The organism is Halocola ammonii, from assembly GCF_049334165.1.
Taxonomy (GTDB): Bacteria; Bacteroidota; Bacteroidia; order Flavobacteriales_D; family Sanyastnellaceae; genus JBEGHD01.
This window is the reverse complement of sequence record NZ_JBEGHD010000001.1, coordinates 75,876-100,337: the sequence shown is the minus strand read 5'-3', so window position 1 is coordinate 100,337 and position 24,462 is coordinate 75,876. Positions and strand designations below refer to the sequence as shown.

The 24,462-nt window shown below is 46.5% G+C and carries 17 protein-coding genes; 6 read left to right on the top strand and 11 right to left on the bottom strand.

Annotated features, from left to right (window positions below; all coding sequences use genetic code 11):
• Nucleotides 1–26: 26 nt before the first annotated feature.
• From ABHV44_RS00385 to ABHV44_RS00355, 7 genes are all read right to left on the bottom strand, one after another.
• Nucleotides 27–1,571, bottom strand: coding sequence for a T9SS type A sorting domain-containing protein (locus ABHV44_RS00385; protein WP_459072649.1), 1,545 nt, complete (start codon nt 1,569–1,571; stop codon nt 27–29).
• Between the two features lie 160 nt (nt 1,572–1,731).
• Entirely contained in the window at nt 1,732–3,051 is a 1,320-nt protein-coding gene (odhB, locus tag ABHV44_RS00380; protein WP_459072648.1) for a 2-oxoglutarate dehydrogenase complex dihydrolipoyllysine-residue succinyltransferase, read from the bottom strand.
• A 73-nt stretch (nt 3,052–3,124) separates the two neighbouring features.
• Nucleotides 3,125–5,854 (bottom strand): 2-oxoglutarate dehydrogenase E1 component, encoded by a 2,730-nt coding sequence (locus tag ABHV44_RS00375; RefSeq protein WP_459072647.1) that lies wholly within the window; start codon nt 5,852–5,854, stop codon nt 3,125–3,127.
• Nucleotides 5,855–5,982: 128 nt separating this feature from the next.
• Entirely contained in the window at nt 5,983–6,363 is a 381-nt protein-coding gene (locus ABHV44_RS00370; RefSeq protein WP_459072646.1) for a hypothetical protein, read from the bottom strand.
• Between the two features lies 1 nt (nt 6,364).
• A complete protein-coding gene (locus ABHV44_RS00365) occupies nt 6,365–7,360 on the bottom strand; it encodes a polyprenyl synthetase family protein (RefSeq protein WP_459072645.1) in 996 nt (331 codons plus the stop codon).
• A gap of 21 nt (nt 7,361–7,381) precedes the next feature.
• Nucleotides 7,382–8,251 carry a glucose-1-phosphate thymidylyltransferase RfbA gene (gene rfbA, locus ABHV44_RS00360; RefSeq protein WP_459072644.1) on the bottom strand — a complete coding sequence of 290 codons (870 nt, stop codon included), beginning with the start codon at nt 8,249–8,251 and terminating at the stop codon, nt 7,382–7,384.
• A 23-nt stretch (nt 8,252–8,274) separates the two neighbouring features.
• On the bottom strand, nt 8,275–10,740 hold the full coding sequence (locus tag ABHV44_RS00355) for an efflux RND transporter permease subunit (RefSeq protein ID WP_459072643.1): 2,466 nt from the start codon (nt 10,738–10,740) through the stop codon (nt 8,275–8,277).
• A 265-nt stretch (nt 10,741–11,005) separates the two neighbouring features.
• Between ABHV44_RS00355 and lpdA the strand changes: the two genes are divergently transcribed.
• From lpdA to ABHV44_RS00325, 6 genes are all read left to right on the top strand, one after another.
• A complete protein-coding gene (gene lpdA / locus ABHV44_RS00350) occupies nt 11,006–12,403 on the top strand; it encodes a dihydrolipoyl dehydrogenase (protein ID WP_459072642.1) in 1,398 nt (465 codons plus the stop codon).
• A gap of 64 nt (nt 12,404–12,467) precedes the next feature.
• Nucleotides 12,468–13,505, top strand: coding sequence for a ferrochelatase (gene hemH, locus ABHV44_RS00345; protein ID WP_459072641.1), 1,038 nt, complete (start codon nt 12,468–12,470; stop codon nt 13,503–13,505).
• Nucleotides 13,502–14,731, top strand: coding sequence for an anthranilate synthase component I family protein (locus ABHV44_RS00340; RefSeq protein WP_459072640.1), 1,230 nt, complete (start codon nt 13,502–13,504; stop codon nt 14,729–14,731). Before hemH ends, ABHV44_RS00340 begins: the two co-directional genes overlap by 4 nt.
• A gap of 245 nt (nt 14,732–14,976) precedes the next feature.
• Entirely contained in the window at nt 14,977–18,315 is a 3,339-nt protein-coding gene (gene secA, locus ABHV44_RS00335) for a preprotein translocase subunit SecA (RefSeq protein WP_459073004.1), read from the top strand.
• Nucleotides 18,316–18,586: 271 nt separating this feature from the next.
• Nucleotides 18,587–19,102, top strand: coding sequence for a gamma carbonic anhydrase family protein (locus ABHV44_RS00330; protein WP_459072639.1), 516 nt, complete (start codon nt 18,587–18,589; stop codon nt 19,100–19,102).
• 16 nt (nt 19,103–19,118) lie between these two features.
• Nucleotides 19,119–19,793 (top strand): peptidoglycan DD-metalloendopeptidase family protein, encoded by a 675-nt coding sequence (locus tag ABHV44_RS00325; protein WP_459072638.1) that lies wholly within the window; start codon nt 19,119–19,121, stop codon nt 19,791–19,793.
• Here the strand turns inward: ABHV44_RS00325 and murI are convergent.
• The 4 genes from murI to bamA form a co-directional block, all read right to left on the bottom strand.
• Nucleotides 19,790–20,593 (bottom strand): glutamate racemase, encoded by an 804-nt coding sequence (gene murI / locus ABHV44_RS00320; RefSeq protein ID WP_459072637.1) that lies wholly within the window; start codon nt 20,591–20,593, stop codon nt 19,790–19,792. The genes ABHV44_RS00325 and murI overlap by 4 nt on opposite strands.
• Before the next feature lie 104 nt (nt 20,594–20,697).
• The gene (locus tag ABHV44_RS00315; protein WP_459072636.1) at nt 20,698–21,195 is read right to left on the bottom strand and encodes an OmpH/Skp family outer membrane protein; all 498 of its coding nucleotides are present in this window, start codon (nt 21,193–21,195) and stop codon (nt 20,698–20,700) included.
• Between the two features lie 47 nt (nt 21,196–21,242).
• Complete coding sequence (locus tag ABHV44_RS00310) at nt 21,243–21,899, bottom strand: OmpH/Skp family outer membrane protein (RefSeq protein ID WP_459072635.1); 657 nt, start codon at nt 21,897–21,899, stop codon at nt 21,243–21,245.
• A 52-nt stretch (nt 21,900–21,951) separates the two neighbouring features.
• Nucleotides 21,952–24,456 (bottom strand): outer membrane protein assembly factor BamA, encoded by a 2,505-nt coding sequence (gene bamA / locus ABHV44_RS00305; protein ID WP_459072634.1) that lies wholly within the window; start codon nt 24,454–24,456, stop codon nt 21,952–21,954.
• Nucleotides 24,457–24,462: the final 6 nt, after the last annotated feature.

Sequence of the window (24,462 nt, the reverse complement as noted above, 5' to 3'; positions counted from 1 at the left end):
ATAGTATTAAATTCTTCAGAGTTAGTTTACCTCACCACCACCTTCTCACTCTGCACTTTTGTGCCATCTTTCAAAAGCGAAAGCACGTACATGCCTTTTACTACATCGTCCATTCGCAGAAGGTAAGAAGTACCGCCTTCATCGGGGACAAAAGATTTAACGACCTGACCGCTGAGGTTGCGTAGCTGGAAGGAGAGACCCGAGAGATCTTTGACATCGGGTAGAAAAACAACCAGATTTTCAGACTGGCTCACTGGATTAGGCCCAACTTTAAAGCTGCCATACTTTTCAGTGAATTCTTCTACACCGATATGACAACCGGGAATGATACAACCGTATTCATCTGTTTTTACCACCCAGGTGTCGATACTCGAGTTTTCTTCTGATGGCCAGGTGCGACCACAAGCGGCAAAACCTCCATCTGAAGTTTCTATCACATCGCGGAAAAAACATTGGGTGTCATCGGCAAATGAATACTTGCGGTACCAAAGGCTGTCACCTTGCTGGTTGAGTTTGATGAGTAGTCCCCAACGGTGTGCAGTGTTTTCACTGAGCGCATATCTGTATCCACCGGCAATGATATTTCCATCCGACAATTCTTGTACTTTGGTAAGAACACTTTCAAAGTTGGCATCGCCATAAGTCTGCTCCCAAATTACCTCACCGTCTGAATCAAACTTGACAATGTAAGGCCAAAACCCAAACAACTCACCGGAAACAGGCTCATCTGTCTTCAAACAAGAAGAAAAAAGATAGTTGCCATCTGAGGTGCGGGTGACGTGGGCTCCACATTCGGTTTTGCAGGTGCCAAATTGTTCTCGCCAGATTTCATTCCCCTCAGAGTCCACTCTCATGATAATAGGATCAGAATCGTAAGCCAGATCTTCACAAACACCAAATGTGTCAAAGTCTGTTACTCGACCGCCAATAATGAAACCACCCTCATGTGCCTCTGTGCAGCTGTTGAAGCTGAGGTTTTCGCTACCTTCATTTGGATAAACTTTTTTCCAAACAAGCTCTAAGTCTTCGGAGATTTTCATTAGGTATCCACCAAGTAATTCATTAGGTGTGTCAAGAGAATTGCCATATATATAATAAAAATTATCGGCATTAATCACTCCGCTGCCTCCATTGGCAAGAGAATCAATGTAAGTGAAAGAGTTTTGTAGTTCACCACTGGAATTGAACAACATCAGCTTTGAGTTGGAGGAATTAGATACCCCAACTGTGTCAAAGCCATTTCCTATTGCGTAACTGTCATCCGAAACTTCAAAACCACTATTTGCCCAACCTGCAAACATTCTTGTACTATCATCCCCATATTCGTGCAGAAATAGCGAATTCCCTTCCCAATCTATTGTTCGAACACCTAAACGTGTAGAGACACCATCCGCAGCTCCTCCAGCATAAAATATGATATATCCATTTGCAGTCTCCTCAATATTGTATGCCTCTTCCAACAGTTCCCGGTCGAAGTGATCATACACCTTAGAAAAGGTTTGGGCACACGACCCCGACCCTAAAAGCGAAACCAGCAAAAAGACAAAAGCGGTAGCGATCAATTTGAACATGGAGAAAGTGATTAGTGGCACTAAGCTAAGGCTTTTCTGGTTTAAGGGCAACAGTCGACTATTTTGAAGGAAGAGCATGAAAACACAAAAAAAACCGCTAGAGATCCTGAAACAAGATCAGGACCACCAGCGGTTTAAAATTATTTGGGTGGCCGTTTGGCTACAGTCCCATCAAAACTTCTGCGGGGTTTTTGCCTCCGAAGATCATGCTCTCCGGGTTTTCAAGCATTTCTTTCACTTTCACCAAAAAGCTCACCGATTCTTTCCCATCGATGATGCGGTGGTCGTAGCTTAGGGCTACGTACATCATCGGCAGGATTTTCACTTCACCGTTCACGGCCATTGGTCGCTCCACAATGTTGTGCATTCCCAAAATGGCACTCTGCGGTGGGTTGATGATTGGTGTGCTCATCATCGAGCCAAACACTCCACCGTTGGTGATGGTGAAGGTTCCTCCGGTCATCTCATCAATGGTGATTTTACCATCGCGCGCTTTGATGGCCAGTCGCTTGATTTCGCTTTCGATTTCAGCCAGTGACATCTGCTCGGCATTGCGCATCACGGGAACCATCAGTCCTTTTGGCGTGCTCACTGCCACACCCACATCTGCGTAGTTGTGATAGATCACTTCTTTACCATCGATCTGGGCATTCACTGCCGGGAACTGATTCAGCGCTTCAGTCACCGCTTTGGTGAAGAAGGACATAAATCCGAGGCTAGTGCCGTGTGTTTCTTTAAATGTCTCTTTGTACTTGGAGCGCATGTCCATGATCGGCTGCATGTTCACCTCGTTGAAGGTGGTGAGCATGGCCGTTTCGTTTTTCACAGAAACCAGTCGCTCGGCAACTTTTCTGCGAAGCGAAGACATTTTCTTGCGCTCAGAATCGCGGGTTCCACCCCAGCCCTGGGCTGCATCACTGCTGATGCCTCCGGCCATGGCGTCAATCACGTCTTGTTTGGTGATGCGTCCACCTTTTCCGGTGCCTTTCACCTGGTCGGAAGAGATTCCCTCTTCGTCCATTTTTTTGCGAGCAGCTGGAGAAGGGTGCCCTTTAGCGTGACTATCCTCTTCCTCTTTCTCTTTGTCGTCCTTTTTGTCCTTGCTTTCAGACTTCGACTCTTTCTCTTCTTTCTTCTCCTCTTTTTTGTCGTCTTTGCTGTCCGACTTTTCTTCCTCCTTCTTCTCGTCTTTCGCTGCTTTGGCGTCTTGTTTTTTATCGTCCGAGCCTTTTGGCTTTTCCGCATCGGTGTTGATGAGGGCCACCACTTCGCCCACTTCTACAGTGTCGCCTTCTTCGGCTTTTAGGGTAATTGTCCCAGACTCTTCGGCAGGCAGTTCGAGTGTGGCTTTGTCGGAATCGACCTCGGCAATGGCCTGGTCTTTTTCTACGTAGTCACCGTCACTTACCAGCCATGTGGCTATTTCAACTTCCGAGATGGATTCTCCCGGACTCGGTACTTTCATTTCTATTTCTGGCATGTCGATCTTTTTGGTTTGACCTCCCGGCTCGTGGCCTCGTTGGAGATCTGTTGTCGCAAAATGCTATTATTTTTTATGATACTTTTTCTTTGGCGTAGGAGAACAACTTGTCGAGCAGTGCACGGTGGCGCTTCTCGTGTACGATGGTGCTTCCAGCTGCCGGACTTCCGGAGGCTTTTCTGGAAATCAAATCCAGGTTGACCTTGCGGAAAGTGCGGAGGATGTAGCCCCAGGCGCCCATGTTTTCAGGTTCTTCCTGAATCCAAATGTAATTTTTCGCCTTGTCGTACTTATCGAGAATCTTGTCGATTTGCTTCTCCGGGAACGGATAAAGCTGCTCGAGGCGCACCACTGCGATGTTTTCTCCAGACTCTTTCTTTTCTCTTTCTTCGAGGATGTCGTAGTAGATTTTCCCAGAGCAGAAAGCAATCGTGTCCACGTCTCCTTTTTTCACATTCGGATCGTCCAGCACTTCCTGGAATCTGCCCTCGGCCATCTCTTCGATTTTCGAAGTTGCTTTGGCGTAGCGGAGCAATTTCTTTGGAGTGAAAACGATCAGCGGCTTGCGGAACTCGCGGTGTAGCTGCCTTCTCAAAAGGTGGAAGTAGTTTGCCGGAGTGGTAGCGTTGGCCACCTGCATGTTGTTTTCAGCGCAAAGCGTGAGGTAGCGCTCCATGCGACCACTCGAGTGCTCAGAGCCCATTCCCTCGTAGCCGTGAGGCAACAGCATCACCAATCCATTCATGGTGCGCCACTTATCTTCAGCAGAGCTCAGGAACTGGTCGATAATGATTTGCGCTCCGTTGTTGAAGTCACCAAACTGCGCTTCCCAAATCGTTAGTCCGTTTGGAGTGGCAAAAGCGTAACCGTAGTCGAACCCGACAACACCGTACTCGCTTAGGAGTGAGTTGTAGATCGTCATTTCGGCTTGCTTGTCGGCAATGTGGTTGAGCGGAATGATTTCTTCCTCGTCTTCGGTTTTCACCACAGCGTGGCGGTGAGAGAAGGTCCCACGCTCCACATCCTGACCGGAAATCCGCACCGGGAAGCCTTCTTCCAGGAGCGTGGCGTAGGCGAGCATTTCGCCCATTCCCCAGTCGAGCTTGTTGTTGTCGAGCATTTTTGTGCGCTCTTTGAAAAGCTTCTCAACTTTTCTAAACCACTTTTTGCCTTCTGGCAGAGAGCTCATTTTCTTTCCGAGCTCTATGAGTTTTTTCTTGTCGTAGCTTGTATCTGGCGATTCGTCAAAAGCATCGTCATCAGCTTTTTTCAAATCTTTCCATGTTTCCTCGAGGAAGTGCTTCACGTAGTTGTTCTCGATCTTTTTGCTCTTCTCAAATCGGTCGTCAAGCATTTTCTCAAACTCCGACTTCATTTCATCGGCCTGATCTTCAGTGAGAATTCCCTCTTCGATAAGTTGATTTTTGTAGATCTCTCGCAAGTCGGGGTGCTGCGAAATGGCTTTGTAAAGCTGCGGCTGAGTGAACTTCGGCTCGTCACCTTCGTTGTGGCCGTATTTTCTGTAGCCGAGCAAATCGATAAACACATCGCGGTTGTACTTCAGACGGTACTCAAGCGCCATGTTGACTGTTTGGATCACGGCTTCCACATCGTCACCATTTACGTGGAACACAGGGCAAAGTGTGGTTTTACCAACATCTGTGCAGTAGGTGCTCGAGCGTCCATCGAGGTAGTTGGTGGTGAAGCCAATCTGGTTGTTCACCACAATGTGGATAGTTCCACCGGTTCGGTAGCCATCGAGCTGTGCCATTTGCACCACTTCGTAGACCACTCCCTGCGCTGCAATTGCCGCATCACCGTGGATGAGGATCGGAACAATTTTGTTCTCGTCTTTGAGGTAGTTGTCGATTTTTGCTCTCGTCAAACCTTCCACAACCGGATCCACCGCTTCGAGGTGAGAAGGGTTGGGGGAGAGGGTAAGGTGAACGTCAGCTCCTTTGTCGGACTTCACCGTGTTGGAGTAGCCGAGGTGGTATTTCACATCGCCATCGAACACATCGTCTTTGTACTCTCGTCCTTCGAATTCTGCAAAGAGTTCTTCGTAAGGCTTTCCAAAAATATGAGCCAGAGCGTTGAGGCGACCGCGGTGGGCCATTCCCATTACGAATTCCTCAACTCCGTTGGCAGATGCTTTTTCGATAAGCGAGTCCAACGCTGGAATCAACGCTTCGCCACCTTCAATGGAAAATCTCTTTTGTCCCACAAACTTTCGCTGCAGATATTGCTCGAAAAGCGTGGTGCGGCTCAACTTTTTGTAGATGTCGAGCTTTTCCTCTTTGGTAAATTTCTTCAGGTTGTTTTCCTCGAGCTTGTGCTGAATCCACTTGAGTCTTTCGGGATCGCGGATGTACATGTACTCCACACCAATCGACTGGCAGTAAGTGTGCTTTAGGTGCTCAATAATTTCTTTGAGCGTGGCTCTTCCAATTCCGATTTCCTGACCAGCCTGAAACGTTTCGTCCAGGTCGGATTCTTCGAGGCCAAAGTTTTCGATGTCGAGTGTGGGAGAGTATTTTCTTCTCTCGCGCACCGGGTTGGTTTTGGTGAACAGGTGGCCGCGATTGCGGTATCCGTTGATCAGGTTGATTACCTTAAACTCCCTGTGGAGATCTTCAGGAAGTTCCTGCTCTCCGTCTTTTTCAAATTCTGTTCTGTGAAACTCAAACCCTTCAAAAAACTTGCGCCAGCCAAAATCGACTGACTCAGGATTTTCCTTAAACTTTTGATAGAGGTCGTCTATCGCTGTGACGTCTGCGTTACTCAGATAAGAGTAGTTGTCCATTATGTTGTGGGATGCGTTAAAATTCGAATTACAAAATTACAAAGTCTGCGGAGTTTATAAACCACAATTTGTCGTGAAGTGTTCATCATTTAACTAATGTTGGAAAGCTAAACGATGGCTTTCCTCGGTCAGGGGCTGTAGCGCTCTCTCAGGATTACTTTTTTCATTTCTCTTTGAATGATTTGAAAAGCGAGTTGGCCGTGGATATCAGGCCCTTCGGCTCCGGTGAGAATGGCTCCGAGGTGGGCTTCGGAAAGATCGATTCGGTAGAGGATTTGACTCAGCTTGGCTCTGTTTTCTTCGGTGAGCTGTTCGAGCGCTGCTTTCAGTTTTTGAAAAAGCGAGTCGAGGGTTTCACTTTCGTCAAAGGGAATGCCCACGGAAAAAGTGCTAAAGTCTTTTTCGATTTGCCGCTGGGTTTTGGCAAGGAGATTTTTTGAGTCTCCGGCTTTTTTGATCTCAGAGACAAGAGGAGTAAGGTCTGTGTTTTTACCGGGGTCTTCGTCCATCTTAGCTTTCTCGGATCATGAGTTTTTCGGCAAAGAGCTGAAGTTCGATTTTGCGCTCCTCTTCGAGTTTAATTGAGTTGAGGTGAGTGATGGCTTCCGCGAAATACATTTCCGATTTTTCAATCAGCTCGTGATCTACGCGCAGGTCTCTAAAAATTTTGATGGTCTTTTCGACTTTCTCTTTTTGGTCAGAATTGTTGCCGTTGAGCTCGTTGAGTTTTTTCAGCTGGTCGGGCGATGCTTTTTGTCTGGCTCGCAAAAGGAGGTAGGTTTTTTTGTCGGATAGGATGTCGCCTCCGGTTTGTTTTCCGACTTTGTCTTCTTCGCCAAACACATCGAGATAATCGTCACGAAGTTGAAAAGCCATCCCGATTTTTTCTCCGAAGAAATAAGCGTGTTCCTGATCTCTTTTGGAAGCACCGGCAATGATGGCTCCGATTTTTAGAGCTGCAGCTACAAGAACACTGGTTTTCAGCCTGATCATTTCGAGGTACTCGTGGATGGCAACGTCATCCCGATTTTCAAAATCCATGTCCATCTGCTGGCCCTCGCACACTGCGATTGCCGTTTCGCTGAACACTTCGAGCACGGGTTTCAATTGCTTGTCGGGCGTCTCGGTGATCAGCTGGTAAGCCTGCACCATCATGGCGTCTCCACTGAGAATGGCCGCGTTTGTGTCCCACTTTTTGTGAACACTTTTCTTGCCCCTTCGCATGGGAGCCTCGTCCATGATGTCGTCATGCATCAGGGTGAAGTTGTGAAACACTTCTATGGCCAGAGCCGGCTTCAGCGCTTTTTGAACATCTCCACCAAAAAGATCGCAGGCCATGAGCAAGAGTGCAGGACGCATCCGCTTTCCACCAATGTTCATGATGTAATTGATGGGCTCGTAGAGTTCGCCTTTGCCATTTTCTGCAGTAAACTCTTCGATGGCTTCAACGATTAGATGCTGACACTGCGAGAGCGACTTCATGGAGTGTTCGATTTCCTGTTTCAAATTTGTGCGTTTTTACGTTGCTTACCTTTCGGTTTTTAACTGCTGCAACAGATAATCGCCATAGCCACTTTTAACCAGTGGTTTTGCCAGTGCTTCAAACTGAGCATCATCGATGTAGCCCATTCTCCAGGCGATTTCTTCGATGGCTCCAATTTTCAGTCCCTGCCTATCTTCAATCACCTGCACGTACTGGCTGGCCTGCATCAAAGACGGGAATGTGCCGGTGTCCAACCAGGCCGTTCCACGGTCGAGCTTCGACACCTGGAGTTTACCCTGCTCTAGGTAAGCCCTGTTGATGTCGGTGATCTCGTACTCACCGCGAGCACTCGGCTTCAGGTTTTTAGCGATCTCTATCACATTGTTGTCATAGAAATACAATCCAGGAACCGCGTAGTTCGATTTGGGGTTTTTCGGCTTTTCTTCAATAGAAATGGCCTTTTGGTTTTTGTCGAACTCCACCACACCGTAGCGCTCGGGGTCTGACACGTGGTAGGCGTAAACCATTCCACCGTCTACATCGGTGTTGTCGCGGAGAATTTTTCCAAATCCTTTGCCATAAAAAATGTTGTCACCGAGAACTAAAGCTACTTTGTCGTCACCAATAAATTCTTCGCCAAGTGTGAAGGCCTGAGCGAGTCCTTTTGGCTCCGGTTGCTCCTTGTAAGAAATGGAACACCCGATTTGCGACCCATCACCCAGAAGGTGTTTAAACCCAGGCAAATCGTGTGGAGTTGAAATGATCAGGATCTCGCGAATACCAGAAATAAGCAAGGTCGAAAGTGGGTAGTAGATCATCGGCTTGTCGTAAACCGGCATGAGTTGTTTGCTTACCGCTTTGGTGAGTGGATAAAGTCGTGTGCCGGATCCACCGGCCAGAATAATTCCTTTCATGATTTGTAGTTTTCGGTGTTCTACTAAGTCTGGTCGTTATCTCTTTTGTCGATCTCGCGCTGGCCTTTTATCTCCAATTCGTCAAGATCAATGTCTTCTTCCTCATCGATAATTTCGAGCATCGGCTCGCTGAAAGTTCTGGTTGTGATGGCTCTGTCGAGTGACATCAAAAGTGATGGTAGCAGCACAAGGTTGGTGAACATTGCCACCAGGAGAGTAACCGAAACGAGCACACCCAGTGCGGCAGTTCCTTCAAATTCGGATGCTACAAATATTCCAAATCCGAAGAACAACACGATGGAAGTGTAGAGCATGCTAATTCCTGTTTCGCGAACAGCACGCAACACAGACTCTCCAATGGTCCAGTGCGAGTGGTCGAGCTCCTGTCGATATTTGGCCAGGAAGTGAATCGTGTCATCCACAGAAATTCCAAAGGCGATAGAGAAAACGAGAATAGTACTCGGCTTGATGGTGATTCCCGTGAAGCCCATAATGGCCGCAGTGATGATCAGCGGAATCATGTTTGGCAAAAGCGAAATTAAAACCATTCGCGCTGAGCGGAAGAGGAAAGACATGATCAAAGCGATGATCACGATGGCAATCATCAAACTGATGAAAAGATTCTTGACCATGTAGGTCGTTCCTTCCAAAAAGACGATGCTCGTCCCGGTGATGGTGATGTCGTATTTGTCTGGAGGGAAAATCTTATCAATCTTGGGTTTGAGGTCGTTCATCAGCTTCTCCATTTCGAGAGTGCCGATATCGGCTACCTGTGCAGTAACTCTGGTGACCTGTTTGGAAGAATCCATGAACATTTTTTCGATGCCCTGCGTTCGGTAGTCGCCACGGATGTAGGGGCCAATGAAGCTCTGCTCGTTTCTGTTGATCAGCGCGTAGCGATTGGGTGCTCCGTTATAAAAAGCCTGTTTGGCGAATTTTGAAGCGTCTGCAATTGAGAGTGATTTCGAAAACTGCGGATATTCGGCCAACAGCTCCTGAAGCTTCTCAATTCGTCTCAGGTTCGCATCGTTGGTGATGGCATTTTTCCTTTTCGTATCGATCAGGATTTCAAAAGGCATCACACCGTTGAAATTCTTTTCAAAAAACTTGAGGTCTACAATTACCGAGCTGTCATCGGGCAAATCGTCTACCACGTTTCCGGTAGTTTGCACGAGCGTGACACCGTAAATGCCCAGACCCAAAACCAGAACAGTTCCAATGTAGACTGCTCTGCGGTGGTGCGTCACAATCTTTTGGAGTTGCTCGATTACATGGTAAAGCCATCTGCGGTCGAGGTGGCGAACGTGCTTTCTTTTTGGTGGCTTCAAATAGCTGAACACGATCGGGATGATGATCAGCGAAATGATGAAGACGCACATGATGTTGATGGCCGCAATCAGGCCAAATTCGCGCAAGATCTGACTGTGGGTAAACATGAACGTGGCAAAACCGAGAGCCGTGGTCATGTTCGTCAAAAATGTAGCGTTCCCTACCTTGTAAATCACACGAGAAAGCGATCGCATTTGGTTCCCATGCTTTTTGTATTCGGAGTGATATTTATTCAGCAGGTAAATACAATTGGGGATCCCGATAACGATCATCAGCGGAGGGATCAATCCCATCAACATGGTGAGTGGATAATCGAAAATGGCGATCATCCCCATCGACCAGATTACGCCAACACAAACTACCAGTAGGCACGTCACCATCACCCGGAAGTTTCTGAAAAAGAGCAACAGCAAAATGGAGGTGACAATGGCAGCGAGAATAACAAAGAACTGCAGTTCCCCCTTAATCTTTTGCATCATCTCCGTTCGGATGTACGGCAATCCAGAAACGTGAGTGTTGATACCGGTCTCTTTTTCAAATAGCTTAATCCGCTCTTGGATTTGCTCTACGGAATTTCCGCGATCTTCGGAGTTGAAGAGTTGCGAGTTGACAAACACCATCATGAGGCTGGCGTGAGTCGTATCCTGAAAGAGGAGACCTTTGTAGAAAGGCAGGTCGTAAAGAACGTTTTTGATGGAGTCGACTTCCTGTTGGTCTTCAGGTGGTCCGCTCACAATCTTGTTGAATTCGAACTTTCTTTCTTCTGTGTTTTTTACCAGATTATAACTGTGAGCTACTGAAAAGACGGAGTCCACAGCTGACTTCGAAATGGTGATCGCTTTTTGGTCGACAACTGTGTCTTTTTCGACACTAATTTTTTTGAGATCGTTGCCCAACTCGTGCCACTCCCGAAAATTATTGACATCCCAAAGAGAGGAGTCATTGACACCGACAACAATCACATTTCCGTCCTCCGAGAAAGTTTCCAGAAAGTTTTGATACTCTACATAAGTGCTGTCAGTTTTGGGCAGGAGCCCTCCAAACTGGTAGCTCATTCTCACTCCTGTAGCTTGCCATGCCATGAATGCCGTGAGCAGTAGCATACCTATGATCAGAAAGAGTCGGTAGCGTAGAATGAAGCTGGATATTCTCTCCCACATTTGATTTTTCGCTTATGTATCTGGATCTGGGAATTGAAAACCTAAAAAATCGAGCTCTGTTCAGTGTTTTCAGGCCTTTCCCGGATGCACTTTTTCGGTGGATATTTTAATAGACGGCAAAGAAACAAAATAAGACGGACACAAGTTTAGGTGAAGGGTCAAAGAGTTTTGATGGCGGGAGATTTTCAAGGAAAGATAACTTCCCTTTCATCTCCGCTTTGTTTCATAACTTTGGCGCCCAGAAAAAATTCGCAACAAATTTATCATGAGCAAATACGATGTAGCCGTTATCGGCTCGGGCCCCGGAGGATATGTAGCCGCCATTCGCTGTGCGCAGTTGGGCATGAAAACAGCCATTATAGAACGTTACAGCACCCTCGGTGGGACGTGCCTCAACGTAGGATGCATTCCATCCAAAGCACTGCTCGACTCTTCTGAGCAATATCACGATGTGCATGCCAAGTTCGAAAGTCACGGAATTCAGGTGAAGGATGTGAAGATCGACTTCAAGCAAATGATAAAGCGCAAGAGCGAGGTGGTAGAGCAAACGACCAACGGCATCGACTACCTGATGAAAAAGAATAAAATCGATGTTATTGAGGGTCACGGCACTTTTAAAGATAAAAACACGATTGAAGTTAAAGGTGACAAAAACACAACTGTAGAAGCGGAAAAAATCATAATCGCTACTGGTTCAAAGCCGGCTTCACTGCCTTTCATCGAAATTGACAAAAAGCGAATCATTACTTCTACTGAAGCGCTGGTGTTGGATAAAATTCCAAAGCACATGGTAATTATCGGTGGTGGAATTATCGGCCTTGAGCTGGGTTCTGTTTACGCCCGCCTCGGTGCCGATGTGAGTGTGGTTGAATACATGGACCGCATTATTCCGACCATGGACAGCACTATGAGCAAAGAATTGCAAAAGTCACTCAAGAAGTTGGGCATTAAATTTTATCTAAAACACAAGGTGAAAGAGGTGAAATCTACTTCGCGCCAGGTAACGGTGAAAGCAGATGATAAAAATGGAGAAGAAATTTCTCTGAAAGGAGATTACTGCCTGGTTGCCGTTGGTCGCAGACCTTACACCGACAACCTCGGTCTCGATAAAGTTGGTATCGAAACTGACGACAAGGGAAGAATCCCAACTGATGATAAACTGAAAACCAAGGTAGACAACATCTACGCAATTGGCGATGTGGTAAAGGGAGCAATGCTCGCCCACAAAGCCGAAGAAGAAGGAATGTTTGTGGCTGAAGTGATGTCAGGACAAAAGCCGCATATCAACTACAACCTGATTCCGGGAGTGGTTTACACCTGGCCAGAAGTGGCGTCAGTGGGCTACACCGAAGAGGAGCTCAAGGAAAATGACACACCTTACAAAACCGGAGCGTTTCCTTTCAAAGCAAGCGGCCGCGCTCGTGCCAGCATGGACACGGATGGAACTGTAAAAGTCTTGGCTCACAAAGAAACCGATGAAATCCTCGGGGTTCACATGTGCGGGCCAAGAGCTGCAGACATGATTGCAGAGGCCGTGGTGGCGATGGAATACCGCGCAAGTGCAGAGGATGTAGCACGTATGAGCCACGCTCACCCGACTTACACTGAGGCGTTTAAAGAGGCCGCGTTGGCTGCCACCGAGAACAGAGCGATCCACGTGTAAACAAAAACGTACAAATTGGTTTTTATCCTCTGACAAAAAAGGCGAAGAACGATTATTTGAACTTATGGAAAAGAAAGTCGGAGTGCTGCTTATTAACCTGGGAACGCCAGACAGTCCAAAGGTTGGCGATGTGAGGAAGTATCTTGCGGAATTTTTGAATGACCCGCGAGTGATCGATATTCCATGGGTGCCACGCAAACTGTTGGTGAACGGAATCATCGTGCCGTTTAGAGCTCCAAAGTCAGCCAAAATCTACAGGGAGCTTTGGGAAATTGCCGGAGGTTCTCCTCTTCTGGTTCACGGTGAGGAGCTTAAAAAGCAGTTGCAGGGAATGTTGCCTTCAAACTTCACGGTTGAGTTGGCCATGCGCTACGGTAACCCGAGTTTGAATGACGTCCTCGACAGGATGAACAAAGCGAATTACGACAAAGTCATTCTATTCCCGCTTTTCCCTCAATACGCGAGTGCTTCGAGTGGCTCGGCTGTCGAAAAAGCCCTGAGGTTGATTAAAGAATGGTATGTAATTCCGGAGGTGACTGCCATCGGTCAGTTTTATAATCGCAAGGGTTACATTGATACAGTAGTTGAAAGAGCGAAAAAGTACAACCTCGAGGATTACGATCACATTCTGTTTAGCTACCACGGGCTTCCTGTTAGGCAGGTCGATAAGGTTTACGAAGATCGCAGGTGCTCCAACCACAATTGCGAAAGCGAGATCAACGAAGAGAATACGCATTGTTATAAAGCAACGAGCTATGCCACAACTCGCTTGATTGCATCTGAGCTGGGTCTCAGAGAAGATCAGTACACCACTTGTTTTCAGTCGCGACTTGATAAAAAGTGGCTCGAACCTTTCTCCGACAAGGTGGTGATCGAGAGAGCCAAAAAGGGCGACAAGAAACTACTTGTTTTCTCACCAGCTTTTGTGGCCGACTGCCTCGAAACGCTTATTGAGATTGGCGATGAGTACCAGGAGATTTTCGAAGAACACGGTGGCGAAAAAGTGCAGCTCGTGGAAAGCCTAAACACACATCCACGCTGGGTAGAAACCTGCAAAGAAATGATTCTCGAAAGAGCGGGGATGGAAGTGGAACAGCCATGAAATTTTCTTTTTGGCCAGCGCTAAAGAGCAAACGATGGGAAAAAGTGATGCTGCTCAACAGCAACTCACAAGACAACCGTTGGATGCTTGCACTGGGCGAAAAGCGATCGGTTACACTCACCGCGGACGATCAACCGTTCGAAAAACTCGAAGCATTTCAGAAAGAGAAAAAATCCTGGCTTTTTGGTCACCTCAGCTACGACCTAAAAAATGCAGTAGAGGATTTATCGACCAAAGCAGCAAGTCCGCTGGAATTCCCCGACCTTCATTTTTTCGAACCCGAAATTGTTGTAGAACACCGCGATGGGGAGCTTAATTTTCACACCGGCAAAATCCACCGGACTGAAATTGAGGAGCTGTTACAGTCTACTTTCAATTTTGAGAAAGAGGGTGAGGTGATTCTGAGAAATCGCATTTCCAGGAAAGAATACATTGAATCGATCAACCGGATTTTGAAGCACATCCAGCTCGGAGATGTCTACGAGATGAACTTTTGTCAGGAGTTTTTTGCGGAGAATGTCAAAATTGACCCGGCTACGGTTTATCATCGATTGAATGGTTTTTCCGAAGCTCCGTTTTCAGCTTTTTACAAACTCGATGATCAGTTTTTGATCTCCGCCAGTCCCGAGCGTTTTCTCAAAAAAGAGAAAAACAAAATCATTTCGCAGCCCATCAAGGGAACTACAAAGCGAGGTAAAGATGAAGCTGAAGACAGCGAACTAAGGGAGCAACTTCAAAACGACCCAAAAGAGCGAGCTGAAAATGTGATGATCACCGATCTGGTGCGAAACGACTTGTCTCGGTTTGCCGGAAAAGGCTCGGTAAAAGTGGATGAGTTGTGCGGAATTCACTCGTTCAAAACTGTCCATCAGATGATCTCCACTGTCAGTTGCGAGGTGTCTGAGAAAGTGGGTTTAGCCAAAATCCTGCGAAGCACTTTTCCCATGGGTTCGATGACCGGAGCGCCAAAGGTCAGTTCCATGCAATTGATTGAGCGCTACGAAAACATGAAGCGCGGACTTTACTCCGGTTCCGTTGGTTACATTACTCCCGATGGTGACTTCGACTTCAACGTGGTGATCAGAAGTTTGCAGTTTAACTCTGCGAATCACTACCTCTCTGCCATGGTAGGCGGAGCCATCACCTCTGGTTCAATCCCGGAAAAAGAATACGAAGAGTGCTTGCTGAAGGCGGAGGCTTTGAGGAAGGCCTTGGTCCTTAGTTAGAAGTGATCCCCGATAGAATCGAAAACTCACTTGTTGCGCCACAATGTCAGCCAAAAATCTACGGCACTGTTTTGGTGTAAATTCGGGCGCTGCAAACGAAGGCGCAAATCTGCTTTCATCTTAAGATAAACCCCTACTTTTGTGGCTGCCCGGGTGAGCAATTAGCGTTGAAGAACCGCGTTGAGGAAACGAATTGAAGCCCACACTAACAGATACGAAAAGACAATACTCACACTACAGAAATGATTGGATCAGTTACGAAGATTCTCAAAAAAGTTTTTGGGGATAAGCACGAAAAAGATATTGCGGCAATTCAACCAATTGTCGATCAAATAAATGAGCATTTCGAATCTTTTTCATCCATTTCTCTCGATGAACTTAGAGGGAAATCGGATGAGCTTCGGAAGCGAATAAAGGATCACATCAGCGAGGAAGAGGCCGAAATTGAGCAGCTCAAAAAAGAGGTGAACGAAACGCCCAACATGGACATCGACTCCAAAGAGGGCATCTACGATCGAATCGATAAAATCGAAGCAGACATCGATAAAAAACTCGAGAAATTTCTCGAAGAAGTTCTCCCCGAAGCTTTCGCAATCGTAAAAGAAACGGCTCGAAGATTTAAAGAAAACGAAACTCTCGAAGTGTCTGCCACTGACTTCGACCGCGAACTTGCAACGCAAAGAGACTCAATCGAAATTTCCGGTGACAAGGCCATTTGGCAAAACTCTTGGGTAGCAGCCGGAAACACCATTACCTGGGATATGCTCCACTACGATGTTCAGCTGATTGGTGGAGTGGCACTTCACCGTGGAAAAGTCGCAGAGATGCAAACGGGTGAGGGTAAAACTCTCGTTTCAACACTTCCGGTATTCCTGAATGCACTCACCGGCCGCGGAGTTCACCTTGTAACGGTGAACAACTACCTCGCAAAACGAGATAGCGAGTGGATGGGGCCAATTCACGAGTTTCACGGTCTTTCTGTGGACTGTATCGACAAGCATCAGCCTAATTCAGAAGAGCGAAGAAGGGCCTACAAGTGCGATGTAATCTACGGAACCAACAACGAATTTGGCTTTGACTACCTGCGCGATAACATGGCCAAAGTTCCCGAAAATCTGGTTCAGCGCAAGCATCACTACGCTATCATCGATGAGGTCGATTCGGTTTTGATTGATGAAGCGAGAACTCCACTCATCATTTCTGGTCCTACTCCAAAAGGCGATCAGCACGAGTTCAACGAGCTGAAGCCAAAAGTGGAATTGCTCCACAAAGCCCAAAAGCAAAAAGTTACCGAGCTACTTGCCGAGGCCAAAAAGAAACTCAAAGGACTGCAAGACGGCTCGGCATCAAAAGAAGATATTCAGGAGGGTAGCCTTGCGCTTTTCCGTGCTTATCGTGGATTGCCGAAAAACAAGGCTCTCATAAAGTTTTTGAGTGAGGAAGGTGTGAAGCAATCCATGCTCAAAACGGAGGCTTTTTACATGCAAGACAACAGTCGTGAAATGTGGAAAGCTGATCAAGAACTTTTCTTCACTATCGAAGAGAAAAACAATGCGGTTGAGCTCACAGAAAAAGGGATTGATCTGATTTCGAAAAACCTCGAAGAGGACAATTTCTTCATCATGCCCGATGTGGGAACTGAGATCGCTCAGATAGAAAGCTCCGATAAGCCCGAGGAAGAAATTTTGAAGGAGAAGGATGAGCTTATGCGTGACTACGCTGTAAAGTCTCAACGTGTGCACACGGTGAACCAACTTCTCAAAGCCTACGCGCTTTTTGAAAAAGACGTGGACTACGTGGTGATGGACAACAAGGTGAAAATTGTTGACGAGCAGACTGGTCGTATCATGGAAGGCCGTAGATATTCTGACGGATTGCACCAGGCTATTGAGTCGAAAGAGCAAGTAAAAGTGGAGGCGGCAACGCAAACCTACGCCTCGGTGACATTGCAAAACTACTTTAGAATGTACCACAAGCTAGCCGGTATGACTGGTACTGCCGAGACAGAAGCTGGCGAGCTTTGGGATATCTACGAGTTGGATGTGATGATCATCCCGACAAACAAACCGGTTGTCCGAGATGACAGGCAAGACATGGTTTTCAAAACCAAGCGCGAAAAGTACAACGCGATTATTGAGGAGATCATGGATCTACGGAATAATGGTCGTCCTGTGCTTGTTGGTACAACCACCGTTGAAGTTTCGGAGCTCTTGAGTAAAATGCTCAAAATGCGTGAAATTCCTCACCAGGTGTTGAACGCCAAGATGCACCAAAAGGAGGCCGACATTGTTGCTGAAGCTGGTAAAGCCGGAACAGTGACAATCGCCACGAACATGGCCGGTCGTGGTACGGATATTAAGCTTGGTGCAGGTGTGAAAGATGCCGGTGGACTCGCGATTATCGGTACAGAACGCCACGATTCCAGACGAGTTGACCGCCAGCTTAGAGGTCGTGCCGGTCGTCAGGGAGATCCGGGTTCTTCTCAGTTTTACGTTTCTCTTGAAGATGATTTGATGCGAGTTTTCGGTTCCGACCGAATTGCAAAAATGATGGACCGCCTCGGACTCAAAGAAGGCGAAGTGATTCAACACTCGATGATTACCAAATCGATTGAGCGTGCACAGAGAAAGGTTGAGGAGAACAACTTCGGAATTCGTAAACGCCTTCTCGAATTTGACGATGTGATGAACTCGCAACGTGAGGTGATCTACAAACGAAGAAAACACGCACTTTTCGGTGAGCGACTGAAGCTCGACATCGCCAATATGTTCTTTGATTTGGCCGAAGCGGTAATTCTCGATCACCAGGCAAATAAAGACTTTGAAAGCTTCAAGCTGGATCTTTACCGATTCTTTGGAATCGAATCTCCTTTCACAGAAGAAGAATTCACTTCGGGGACTCCCGACAAACTTTCGCAGAAACTTTACGAAGCAGCGTCAGAGCAATACGTGAAGAAATCGGAAGTGATGGCCAAGCAGGCTTTCCCCGTTATTAAGAAAGTTCACGAAGATGAATCGAACAGCTACCGCGACATTGTGGTGCCTTTCACCGATGGAAGAAAACAACTACAGGTTGTAGCCAATCTGGAGAAAGCATACAAAACCGAAGGCTTGTCGCTTGCCGATGAGGTAGAAAAGAGTGTTACCCTCGCCATCATTGACGATGAGTGGAAAGAGCACTTGAGAAACATGGACGACCTTCGATCGAATGTGCAATTTGCCGCTCACGAGCAGAAGGATCCGCTTTTGATCTATAAGTTTGAGTCCTACGAGCTATTCTCGCAAATGGTGAAAAAGGTGAACTCCGAAGTGGCCTCTTTCCTAGTGAAATCCACTTTGCCGGTGGCTCCAGATCAGGTGAAGGACGCAAAAACAAGAAAACAGGAACAAGCACAAAACTTGCAAACGAGCAAGGCAGGAGTTCAAAACCTGGCAGAAAGTGCTTCGGCACAGCGTCAGGGAGGTCAGGCTCCCCAACAGCAAAAGGTGAAGACTCAGGTAAGGACAGAGCCTAAGGTGGGGCGAAACGATCCTTGCCCTTGTGGGTCTGGCAAGAAATATAAAAACTGCCACGGCAAAGCCTAAGTTGACTGTCTGAATAGCCTGCTATCTTCGTTATGCTGGTTTTGAAAACAGTCATTCACTAAGGTGAACTCCTTGTTTTCGAAAACTTCGCAAGCCTCAATAGCTGACTATTCAGCCTGCTCAACTTAATGCATGGTAAAAACTACGCAGGCCTCTCTTTCGAATTTAATCTCTTTCTGTGAGAAAAAATATAGAGCCGCTAGTCATCCTGAACTCGTTTCAGGTTCTAGCGGCTTTTTTGTTTTTATCTTCGAAAGCAAAATTTGTGATTATGGCAATTATTAAAAAACTGAGAGACACCACTCCCAACTTCGGAAAAGACTGCTGGTTTGCCGAAACGGCCACTATCGTTGGCGATGTGGTTTCAGGCGATCAGTGCAGCTTTTGGTTTAACTCCGTGATTCGCGGAGACGTGAACTCCATCAAGATGGGAAACAAGGTGAACGTCCAGGACGGAGCTATCATTCACTGCACCTATCAAAAGGCGGCCACTACAATTGGCAACAATGTATCGATTGGTCACCGGGCTATCGTCCATGGCTGCACGGTAGAAGACAATGTCTTGATCGGTATGGGGGCAATTGTAATGGACCATGCTAAAATTGGTAAAAACAGTATCATTGCTGCAGGAGCTGTGGTCCTCGAAAACACAGAAGTTGAGCCGGGATCGGTTTATGCAGGAGTTCCGGCAAAGCGGGTCAAGTCGATCAGCCCCGAACTCGTTTCTGGCGAAATTGAGCGAATTGCAAATAACTACGTCAAATATTCATCGTGGTATCACGACTAAGAGAGAGCAACTTTTTATGACACTAGAACAAAAGCTGGCTACAACAAGCTTCGAGAACATTTTCCGATTTGAACTCACCTCTGCCAACACCATGACGCTGGATCTCTCTGCAGGAAATAAAGACGAAGCCTTTGTAACGGTGAACAGTGTGGAAACGCTGGAAAAATATATCTGGGACAAAATGGCCGCTGAAGGAAAGCAATTTGCTATTGGCGGCTATGCGGAAGATCGCGTGGTCTACAGACGCTTCAAACACTTCAACAGCGGAGAATCTGAGGAGCGTTCGATCCACCTTGGTTCTGATCTTTGGTGCGATGCTCATGAACCACTTTTTGCTCCGCTGGATGGTGCGGTTCACAGCTTCAGAAACAACGATAACCTGGGAGACTACGGAGGAACTATCATCCTGCAACACAAGCTTGATGGATTGGTGTTTTACACACTTTATGGGCATCTCTCGCTGGAATCGTTAAGTGGACTTGAAAAGGGAAGTGAAGTGAAAGCCGGTCAGCAATTTGCAACCCTCGGTGATGAGTCAGAAAATGGTGGATGGCCACCACATTTGCACTTTCAGGTGATCAAAAATCTGGAGGGAAAGAAAGGTGATTATCCAGGAGTGGCTGCCAAATCTGAGGCAGAAAGATTTCTTCAAAACTGTCCAGATCCAAAATTCATTCTCGGACTGCGCTAGTCCCAAATGCGGGCTTCTTCAAGGTGGAGTTTTTCACCAAAGAAAATGCGCGTGCTGCTTTCGAATGACCTAGTGAAATCTGAAATATAGAACTCGTGACTGGCAGATTGCTCCGTGGTGAGTAGATTATTGCTGCGAAGAATGCTTTCTACTTCATGTGCCACAATCGATGCCGAATCGAGGATTTCCACTTTCCCTTTGAAGAAGTGCTCGACCTGATGTTTGATCAGTGGATAGTGCGTGCAGCCCAAGATGAGCGCTTCGATGTCTCTGAAGTCAGGATACTGTAGGTAAGAGTCAATAATTTCTTGTGAGACCTTGTTGTCAAAAAAGCCTTCCTCGATCATTGGTGCCAGCAGTGCAGTTCCTTGTGAAACTACTTCAATCTGAGAATTCAGTTTTTCGATTTGCTGAGGATAAACTCTGGAGGCGATCGTTCCTTTGGTTCCGATAACACCGATTTTTCCAGACTGGTGATTTTCTGCTGCGTAGCGAACTACCGGGTCAATAACATTAACAACTGGAATTTCACCGGCTGCTTCTGTCACGGCATCTGTGGCGTAGCTGGCTGCGGTGTTGCAGGCAATGACTATGGTTTTCGCACCTTTTTCGATCAAAAACTCTGTAATACGCTTTGAGTAGTGACGGATTGATTCGGCCGATTTGTCTCCGTAGGGCAGGTGAGCGGTGTCGCCAAAGTAGATCATCGACTCTGCCGGTAGTCTTTTCTGAATGGCATCAGCCACGGTTAATCCGCCAATACCACTGTCAAAAACTCCTATGGGTCCTGCCTTTATCATGAAGCGCTAAGGTAAGATTGATGATTGACTTTTGAGAACAAAAAAAGCCTCTCCGCCAAATTTGACGAAGAGGCCTTTGTAGTTCTCTACAAATTGTTCTCTATTTACTGAATGCCGAGTTCGGCTTTCACCATCGGCATTATGTTCTCACCTTTTGCATAAACGATAGCACCAGTGCTGGTGTCGAAGATGTAGGTGAATCCGTTGTCTTCAGCAACCTTGTCGATAGCAGCCTGAGCTTGCTCAATAAGCGGCTGAATTAGTTTTTGCTCAGTTTTTTGCAATTCTTTGTTTGCGTTCACATTGAATTGTTGCATTTCGCGCTCCAAACTCATGATACTGTTGTACTTAGATTGGGTTACAGATTCAGACCAATTTGCGCTTTGCTCTTGAAATTCTGCTACTTTTTTGTCGTACTCGGCTTTCATGTCAGCGAGAGCCTGCTCCATTTGTTGGGCGTTCATCTCAATTTTTTGCTCAATAGAATCGCGACCTGGCATCATTTCCAAAAGTTCAGTGGAATTGATGTGACCGAGTTTCTGTGCAAAACCAACAACTGTAGTTGCTGCGATCAAAACCAATGTGATCAGTACTTTCTTCATCTTTATCTTCTTAATTTAATTATTCGGGTTGTCAAAAATATAATTTTCTATCTACGTCCACCTTTCATCGGTGTACGGCCAGTGGAAGTCTTGTTGCCGGAAGGATCTTTTCTGCCTTCTTTTTCAGTGCCTCCGCTTTTGGAGTCATCCCCTTTTTCGTCCTTATCGCCTTCAGTTTCGATCGTTTCTCCTGGCGTCAGACCCATGTTTTTTATCACTGTTTCTGTGATATCGTACTTAGGGTTGGTGTAAAGCATATTGCTCTGGCTGGCTTTGTCAAAAATGACCATGTATCCACTTCTCGAAGCAACTTCTTCAAGTGCTTCATAAATTTTGTCCTGAATGGGCTTGATCAGCTGTTCCCTCTTTTGGAAAAGCTCACCTTCAACACCGAACTTTTGACGTTGCATCTGACGGGCTTCCTGTTCCTTTTGTTTGATTTCTTCGAGCCTTCTTTGCTTCATGTCTTCAGTCAGCAATACTTTTTCGGCCTGGTAGGCGTCTCTCAATCGCTGAACAGCTTCGAACTTGGCTTCAATCTCAGCTTCCCATTCGTTGGAAAACTGATTGAGCTGTCCCTGCGCTTCAGCGTATTCGGGCATGTGTCTCAAAATGTATTGAGAATCAACGTAAGCAAATTTTTGCGCCTGTGAAATGCCGGTGAATGCTACCGACAAAACCATCATTAAGAGGAGCTTTTTCATATTGATTTCGAGCTTGTTTCTTATAAGAACGAATTTATTAAAAATTTGCCGCCTACAGTTCTCCAATGTTCATGCCAATGCTGAAGTGGAGGATGCCTCGCTGCATGTCTGGTTGGCTTGGAACATCGTCAAATCTCCATCCGTAGTCGAGTCCGAGAAGACCAAACATCGGAAGGAAAATTCGAAGTCCCACACCACCTGAACGCTTGAGGTTGAAGGGGTCGTAATCTTCAAAGTCCTGCCAGGTTTGACCGGCTTCCAAAAATGCAAGCGTGTAGATAGTAGCTTGCGGATTGGTGGAAATCGGGTAGCGCAACTCGGCACTGTATTTTGCGATAAAGGGTGCCCCGGTGGTTGGCGAGAGCGAAAGGTCTTCGTAACCACGCAGGTTGATAATCTCTCGACCATCGAGTATGAACCCTGAGAGGAAAACACCACCAAGGTAGAATCGCTCAAATGGCGAAAGCCCAAGTTGTTCGTTGTAGTAACCGAGGAAACCAAATCCGGCACTGGTTTTCAGTACGAGTTGACGTTCCTTCTTTTCTGGCGTCAGTGAGGTGTACCAGTCGGCAGTGAATTTCCACTTGTGGTACTCAACCCACTCAAATCTTTCCTGCTCCGACAAACCGGAATAATCATCTCTTCCGTCAAAGGCGGAGTAAGGAGGAGTGAACTTGGTGGTGAATTTAATATTCGATCCACGAGTCGGGAAAATCGGTTCGTTGATCGAATTTCGCTGAAGTGTCACTTGCGCAGCGAGGTTGTTAGAAGTACCGTTCGCGAAGCTAAACACAGAGCTAAAGTTATTTAGGTTGAAGTGCTGGTAAGAGCCAGTCAGCTGCAAGATAAAGTAGTCATCAGGCCACTGAAGTCTTTTTCCGTATCCTACCGATCCCCCCGTTATTTTTACTGATCTTTCGAGCTCCCCAATGCTCGAGAGGTTTTGTACCGAATGCGAAAGTGAGAAGCTCAGTGAGTTTGGTTTTTTTCCACCTACCCAAGGCTCAGTGAAAGAAGCACTGTAAGACTGATAGAATCGCCCGTTAGAAACTGCATTGAGCGAGAGTTTTTGTCCATCTCCTGTTGGTAGCGGTCTCCAGGCTTCTTTATTAAAAATATTCCTCATGGAGAAGTTGGTGAAACTTATTCCAAGTGTTCCCACTATTCGATTTGCTCCAAAACCACCGGAGAGTTGAATTTGATCTGAAGGCTTCTCTTCAACAACGTATTCGATATCTACCGTTCCGTCTTCGGGGTTTTGCATTGGCGTTACGTTAAACGCCTCCGGGTTGAAGTATCCGAGGTTGTTTAACTCGCGCTGCGTACGGATGATGTCTGTTCTGCTAAACAGATCTCCCGGATTCGTGCGAATCTCCCGGTAGATCACGTGGTCGTTGGTTTTGGTATTTCCAACTACGGTTACTTTTCCAACACGGAACTGTTTGCCTTCCTGAACCCGGATTTCCAGATCGATGCTATCGTTTTCAATGAGGGTTTCTACAGGAATGGCCTGAAATGTAAGATAACCCTGATCCATGTAAAGCGAGCTGATATCCATTCCCTGAGGATTCATGAACAGACGCTGGTTCAGCTCTTCAGAATTGTAGACATCTCCGGGTTCTATTCCAAGCAACTGCTCTAGAGTGTCTGAACTGTATTTTGTGTTTCCTATGAAGCTGATGTCGCGAAAGTAGAATTTGTCACCTTCGTGAATTTTGATGTCGATCCCAAGGTTTTTGTTGTCAACCCAGTAGACAGAATCTTCCAAAATCTTGGCGTTTCTGTAGCCTTGTGAGTTGTAGTAAGAAATGAGTTTTTCCTTGTCAGCTTTGTATTTTTTGGGCTTAAATCGAGAAGGGTTGAAGACACGCCAAATTGCTTTCTCCTTGGTGTCTTTCATAGCTTTAGAGAGCTTTCTCTCATTCACTTTCTCTACACCAATGAAGTTAATCTCGTCAATTCTCACCCGGCTCTTTTTATCCACTTTGATAATCAAATCAACGTGATTGTCGAGTGCACTTGCGTCTTTTGTTTCTATCTCGATATCTGCATTGTAGTAGCCTTTGCCAATGTAGTACTGTCGGATTGCATTCTTTGTAGTGGTAATGAGGTTGTCGTTCACAACGATTCCACGAACGAGTTTAATCTCGTCTCTGAGGTTGTCAGCACCTGACTTTGAGACTCCGCGAAAACTAAATCCTCCGAGTCTCGGCATTTCCTCTAGTTCGATGAGCAGGAAAATGTCTTCACCGCGAATTTCTGCAATTCTGATCGAGATGTCTGCAAAGAGCTTCTGTTCCCAAAGATTCTTAATGGCTTTTGAGATAGCATCGCCCGGAACCTGAATTTCATCGCCAACCTGAAGTCCGGTGAACAACTTGATCGCCTGCACATCGGTGTGTTCAGCGCCTAGCACTGAGATGCCGGCTATCGTGTAGGTTTGTGGATTGCTGTAGTCAAGTTCAGTGCCACCTATTTGAGCAGGGCCATCTATCTGACAAATGCTTGTGAAAGGGATGATAAAAGAAATTAGTAGCGCTACAAGTAGTTGTCTCATTCTATA

Bases quoted from the DNA above. Each gene is read 5' to 3' on its own strand.
- ABHV44_RS00385 (WP_459072649.1), bottom strand. From the start codon at position 1,571: ATGTTCAAATTGATCGCTACCGCTTTTGTCTTTTTGCTGGTTTCGCTT.
- odhB (WP_459072648.1), bottom strand. From the start codon at position 3,051: ATGCCAGAAATAGAAATGAAAGTACCGAGTCCGGGAGAATCCATCTCG.
- ABHV44_RS00375 (WP_459072647.1), bottom strand. From the start codon at position 5,854: ATGGACAACTACTCTTATCTGAGTAACGCAGACGTCACAGCGATAGAC.
- ABHV44_RS00370 (WP_459072646.1), bottom strand. From the start codon at position 6,363: ATGGACGAAGACCCCGGTAAAAACACAGACCTTACTCCTCTTGTCTCT.
- rfbA (WP_459072644.1), bottom strand. From the start codon at position 8,251: ATGAAAGGAATTATTCTGGCCGGTGGATCCGGCACACGACTTTATCCA.
- ABHV44_RS00355 (WP_459072643.1), bottom strand. From the start codon at position 10,740: ATGTGGGAGAGAATATCCAGCTTCATTCTACGCTACCGACTCTTTCTG.
- lpdA (WP_459072642.1), top strand. From the start codon at position 11,006: ATGAGCAAATACGATGTAGCCGTTATCGGCTCGGGCCCCGGAGGATAT.
- hemH (WP_459072641.1), top strand. From the start codon at position 12,468: ATGGAAAAGAAAGTCGGAGTGCTGCTTATTAACCTGGGAACGCCAGAC.
- ABHV44_RS00340 (WP_459072640.1), top strand. From the start codon at position 13,502: ATGAAATTTTCTTTTTGGCCAGCGCTAAAGAGCAAACGATGGGAAAAA.
- ABHV44_RS00330 (WP_459072639.1), top strand. From the start codon at position 18,587: ATGGCAATTATTAAAAAACTGAGAGACACCACTCCCAACTTCGGAAAA.
- ABHV44_RS00325 (WP_459072638.1), top strand. From the start codon at position 19,119: ATGACACTAGAACAAAAGCTGGCTACAACAAGCTTCGAGAACATTTTC.
- murI (WP_459072637.1), bottom strand. From the start codon at position 20,593: ATGATAAAGGCAGGACCCATAGGAGTTTTTGACAGTGGTATTGGCGGA.
- ABHV44_RS00315 (WP_459072636.1), bottom strand. From the start codon at position 21,195: ATGAAGAAAGTACTGATCACATTGGTTTTGATCGCAGCAACTACAGTT.
- ABHV44_RS00310 (WP_459072635.1), bottom strand. From the start codon at position 21,899: ATGAAAAAGCTCCTCTTAATGATGGTTTTGTCGGTAGCATTCACCGGC.
- bamA (WP_459072634.1), bottom strand. From the start codon at position 24,456: ATGAGACAACTACTTGTAGCGCTACTAATTTCTTTTATCATCCCTTTC.